This window comes from Microcystis sp. M109S1, from assembly GCF_020247025.1.
Lineage (GTDB): Bacteria > Cyanobacteriota > Cyanobacteriia > Cyanobacteriales > Microcystaceae > Microcystis.
Window position 1 is genome coordinate 1 of the sequence record NZ_JADBRW010000404.1, and the last position, 4,880, is coordinate 4,880.

4 protein-coding genes are annotated in these 4,880 nt (G+C 46.5%); 3 read left to right on the plus strand and 1 reads right to left on the minus strand.

Features of this window, described 5'->3' with window-relative positions:
- The 3 genes from IM322_RS19810 to IM322_RS19820 all read left to right on the plus strand — a co-directional run.
- A partial coding sequence (locus IM322_RS19810; protein WP_287713313.1) for an RNA-guided endonuclease TnpB family protein occupies positions 1–665 on the plus strand: 665 nt, incomplete at its 5' end.
- 76 nt (positions 666–741) lie between these two features.
- Positions 742–1,128: an NINE protein gene (locus tag IM322_RS19815; protein WP_287673416.1), complete on the plus strand. Its 387-nt coding sequence runs from the start codon at positions 742–744 to the stop codon at positions 1,126–1,128.
- The gene (locus IM322_RS19820) at positions 1,128–1,658 is read left to right on the plus strand and encodes a ComEA family DNA-binding protein (protein ID WP_287673418.1); all 531 of its coding nucleotides are present in this window, start codon (positions 1,128–1,130) and stop codon (positions 1,656–1,658) included. The genes IM322_RS19815 and IM322_RS19820 overlap by 1 nt, the downstream gene beginning before the upstream one ends.
- A 121-nt stretch (positions 1,659–1,779) precedes the next feature.
- Here IM322_RS19820 and gyrA read toward each other — a convergent pair whose 3' ends face one another.
- Positions 1,780–4,332, minus strand: coding sequence for a DNA gyrase subunit A (gene gyrA / locus IM322_RS19825; RefSeq protein ID WP_287673419.1), 2,553 nt, complete (start codon positions 4,330–4,332; stop codon positions 1,780–1,782).
- Positions 4,333–4,880: the final 548 nt, after the last annotated feature.

Consider the following 4,880-nt stretch of genomic DNA (forward strand, 5'->3'; position numbering starts at 1 on the left):
AGTCATCGGACGGTAAAGCCATAGGAATCGATTTAGGACTTAATCATTTTGCTATTACCAGTAATGGCAGTAAATATGATACTCCTAGACATTTAGCCACACATCAACGTAATCTAAAACGCAACCAACAAAAACTTTCTCGCAAAAAGAAAGAAAGCAACAACCGTCAAAAGGCTAGACGTAAAGTAGCTAAAGTTCACTCTAAAATCTCAAGATGTCGTGAGGATTTTCTCCACAAGCTATCCCGTAAGATAGTTAACGAAAACCAAGTTATTGCGGTAGAAAACCTCAATGTTAAAGCCATGGTACCCAATCATAATTTAGCTAAGGCTATTAGTGATTGTAGTTGGGGAATGTTTTGTACAATGCTCAAATACAAGGCAGAATGGGAAGGAAAAACTTATATCGAAGTTGATAGATTTTTCCCTAGTTCTAAGACTTGTCATGTCTGTCTAAATCAAGTAGGGAGTTTGTCCCTTGATGTTAGAACATGGACTTGTGAACATTGCAAAACAATCCATGATCGTGACATAAATGCGGCAATAAATATTCGAGATGAAAGCTTACGGATATTGTCGTTAGGAACTAGCGATACTGCCTATAGAGGGGATATAAGACCAAAATCTGGGCGTAAGTCCGTCTTGAGGCAATCCCCCGTGAAATAGGAAGCTCTCAACGATCTTGAGAGTAGTTCACGATAGAAAGTTCAGATCAGGCTAAAATCAATCTCGAACAGGTGTCATGCTTCTGGTGGAAAAATTATTAAGTAAGCCCAAAAGCCGTAAATTAGCGATTTTTATGGCTTTTATCGGTAGTATTCTCGCTTTCCCCTTTCCTATCGCCGGTATTCATAAATTCTATCTCGGTCAACCTCTCTGGGGAATTATCTATCTTCTCCTTTGGCAAACTCCGATTCCCCGGGTGGCTTGCGCGATCGATGCGGTGTGGTATTTAATCCAAGATAACCAATTTTTGGCTAACTATTTTCCCGCTGCTGCCACTGTCCCCAGTTTAGAGCCTAAACAAGTAGAGGCGATCGGGGCAGCTTTAAGGGAATTAGAGCGCCTCCGGCAAGAAGGATTAATTTCTGAGTACGAATTTGAAGAAAAACGGCGACAATTACTATAATGACACCGCAAAACTGGTTAGGGCGCACTTTTAACCCTTTAAAAGCCAAAATTAGCAATGATCCCTATTATCGCTTTCGTTCCCTCGATGAGATCGCTATGGCGGCGCAATTGGGCATTAAAATTAATGTCAGTCAAGCGGGTGTGGATGATTGGCTGCGATTGCCGGGGATATCCATCCATCAAGCGCGGATGTTGGTGGAATTGCTGGGTATGGGGGTAGAATTGCTTTCTCTTGAAGATCTAGCGGCTGCTTTGAGTGTTCCTGTGGCTAGATTGAAAGCTTGGCAACCGATTCTAGAATTTGCCTATTATAGTCCGGAAAGTCCCCTCGCACCCCCTAAAATCAATCCTAACACCGCCTCGATCGAGCAGTTAAAAACCCTACCCCTCGTCAGTGATAATTTGGCAGCTGCCATTATTAAAAACAGAGAAGAACAGGGATTATTTAAGAATATTGTGGATTTTAAAGGGCGTTTATCCTTAGAAGCTCAGGAAATCTCCCAATTAATGCACTTTTTTCAGTTTTAATCCCAAATCCTCAGAACAAGAGTCAGGAGTCAGGAGTCAGGAGATAGGAGTCACCCCCACACCCTACACCCCACACCCTACACCCCACACCCCACACCCCACACCCCACTTCCGGGCAAATCTAAATGTCTTCAGATTCCTCCGCATCACTAGGGGGAACTAGGGCCACCGCAGCGATCGCATCGTCCTCATCGAGTTTTTGTACCCGGATGCCTCCGGCCGATCGCGATTGGGGAGTAATAGCATCGACGGATTGACGGATAATAATACCCCGTTCGGTGATAATCATAAATTCCTCGTTGGGGTTAACAACGTGCAGAGCCGCTAATTTATCGTTCTTTTTGCGGAATTTAATCACTCTGACTCCTAATCCCGCCCGATTTTGCAGACGGAGGAGGGTAACGGGAACCCGTTTTCCTAGTCCTGCCATGGTAATCGCTAACACCCAGGGGCCATTATTAGCCACTTCGGGGTTAATTTCTTCGCTTTCGTCCTCGGTTTCTTCTTCGTTAGATTCAGCGATTTGGGCGACAATTTGACTAGGCAGGATGTCCATACTAATTAATTCGTCACCTGAGCGCAATTTCATCGATTTTACGCCTTTAGTTGCCCTTCCCAAGGAGCGCAATTGTTGACTATCGGCCTTAAAATGAATTGCCATCCCCTGACGAGAACCGATAATGACGCTGTCTTCCTCTTTGGCCAAGCGAACCCAACGTAGTTGATCACCGTCTTCGAGAGAAATGGCGATTAAACCGTTCGATCGAATATTACTAAAGGCAGCGAGGGCGGTTTTCTTGATAAATCCCTTTTGTGTGAGCATAATCAGGTAATTATCCTCGCTGAACTCGCTGACTGCCACCACCGAGGTAATTTTCTCCCCTTTGGGAATCTCTAACAGTTGCACGATGGGAACGCCGCGAGCGGTACGGGAACCGGTGGGGATATGATAGGCGTTGAGACTATAGACAACCCCGCGATCGGTGAAAAAGAGGACGCTATCGTGATCGCGGCAGGTGATAAAGTGATCGATGCCGTCGTCTTCTTTCATTTTCGCGCCAGCTTTGCCCCTTGTTGCCCGATTTTGGGACTCAAAGGTATTAACGGGCATTCTTTTGATGTAACCCTGTTCGGTGACGAGAATTAAGGCCTGTTCGTTGGCAATCAGGTCAGTTTCGGCGATTTCTCCTTCCCTTTGTTCAATATGACTGCGACGCGGGGTAGCGTGAATCGTTTTGATCTGTTGCAGTTCTTCCTCAATAATGGTGTCGATACGTTCTTTTCTGGCTAAAATATCCTGAAGATCGCTGATTTTTGCCAGTAATTCCCCGTGTTCTTGCTGAATTTTCTCCGATTCTAGGGCGGTTAACCGTCGCAGCTGCATTTGTAGGATTGCGTCTGCTTGCACCTCTGAGAGACCAAAATTCTGCACTAATCCCTCTTTTGCGGTAGCTGTATCGGCAGCACTGCGAATCAGGGCAATGATTGCATCGAGACTAGCGAGGGCAATTAGTAAACCCTGAAGGATATGATCCCTTTCCTCGGCCTTGCGGAGTTCATAACGGGTACGACGGGTGATCACTTCTACCCGAAAATCGAGGAAAACGCGGAGAAACTCCCTTAAAGTCAGTAATCTCGGTTCGTTATCGACTAATGCCAACATATTCGCCCCAAAATTCGACTGGAGGGGCGTTTGTTTATAAAGATTGTTGAGGACGACGCGAGGATAGGCATCTCGTTTCAGTTCGATCACTACCCGGATGCCGTCGCGATCGCTTTCGTCCCGCACATCGGAAATACCGTCTATTTTGCGATCATTGACCAAATCGGCGATTTTTTCGATTAATGCCGCTTTATTGGTCTGATAGGGCAGTTCGGTGATAATAATAGCATCTCGATCGGGTCTTCCCCTTTGTTCGATGGTTTCAAAGGTGGCGACTCCCCGCAGGGTAATGGAACCGCGGCCAGTGGTGTAAGCTTCCTGAATGCCGTCTCTACCAAGGATATGCGCCCCGGTGGGAAAGTCCGGCCCCGGGATATAACGCTGTAATTCCGTATCGGTGAGATCGGGGTTATGGATGAGGGCAACGGTTCCATCGATAATCTCGGCCAGGTTGTGGGGGGGGATATTGGTGGCCATACCGACGGCGATGCCCGATGAGCCATTAATTAGCAGTTGTGGGACTCTAGAGGGCAAAACCACGGGTTCCTGTTGGGAACCATCGAAGTTATCGGCGAAATCGACGGTTTCTGACTCGATATCCTGTAGTAGGGCGTTGGTGGCCAGGGTGTGCAGACGACACTCGGTATAACGCATGGCTGCCGGGGGATCGTTATCGATCGATCCGAAGTTACCATGACCGTTAATCAGGGGATCGCGCATGGAGAAATCCTGGGCCATGCGGACGAGAGCATCGTAAACGGCAGTATCCCCGTGGGGATGGTATTTTCCTAATACTTCCCCGACGACTCTAGCGCATTTCCGGAAGGGGCGATCGGGGGTTAATCCTAGTTCGTACATCGCATAAAGAATGCGCCGGTGTACGGGTTTCAGTCCGTCCCTAGCGTCGGGCAAGGCGCGCCCAACGATGACGCTCATGGCGTATTCTAGATAGGAACGGGACATTTCATTGCTTAAGTCTGTGGGGACGATATGATCCTGGGCGGCGGTCATAGGGGGGTTAACTCCAATAACAAGGCAAAAAAGCGTTTTTGTGAGTAAATTCGCTAAAAATCGGGCTTTTACCCTTTTGATGTGCAAAATATGCCCATTTGTACGACTATTTTACCATAAAATCTGCCTTTTTTGGGGTTTAGAACAGTGTCAAGTCAGTAGCGCTCGCAGGTTTCTTGGCTGGGATGGAGGAGTTAATGGTTTGCTATCCTCTTGACAGAGATTGCAGAAAGTCGAGAAGATTTTTAAAAGAAGGACAACGAGTGGCACAAAGTTCTAAATTTAGCTTTTCGGCTAGTTCAAGATTCATGTTGGTACTATAACGGGGTTTTCTATTTTCACCGATTGACAATTTGATCAATTCTTCTTTCGGTTTGATAATTAGGGTCTGCTGAAAAAGTTTTTCCTGGGGGTAGGAGTCAGGAGTCAGGAGTCAGGAGTCAGGAGTTTCAGGCTTTGTTGCCCTTGTTTTTTGTACCAAGCGATGTACTATAAGAAGGATAATGCAAGGTTTTTGAAAGTCCCAATCCTATTTTCTTGCACTAACA

Coding starts and splice junctions, on each gene's coding strand:
- IM322_RS19815 (WP_287673416.1), top strand. CDS start 742: ATGCTTCTGGTGGAAAAATTATTAAGTAAGCCCAAAAGCCGTAAATTA.
- IM322_RS19820 (WP_287673418.1), top strand. CDS start 1,128: ATGACACCGCAAAACTGGTTAGGGCGCACTTTTAACCCTTTAAAAGCC.
- gyrA (WP_287673419.1), bottom strand. CDS start 4,332: ATGACCGCCGCCCAGGATCATATCGTCCCCACAGACTTAAGCAATGAA.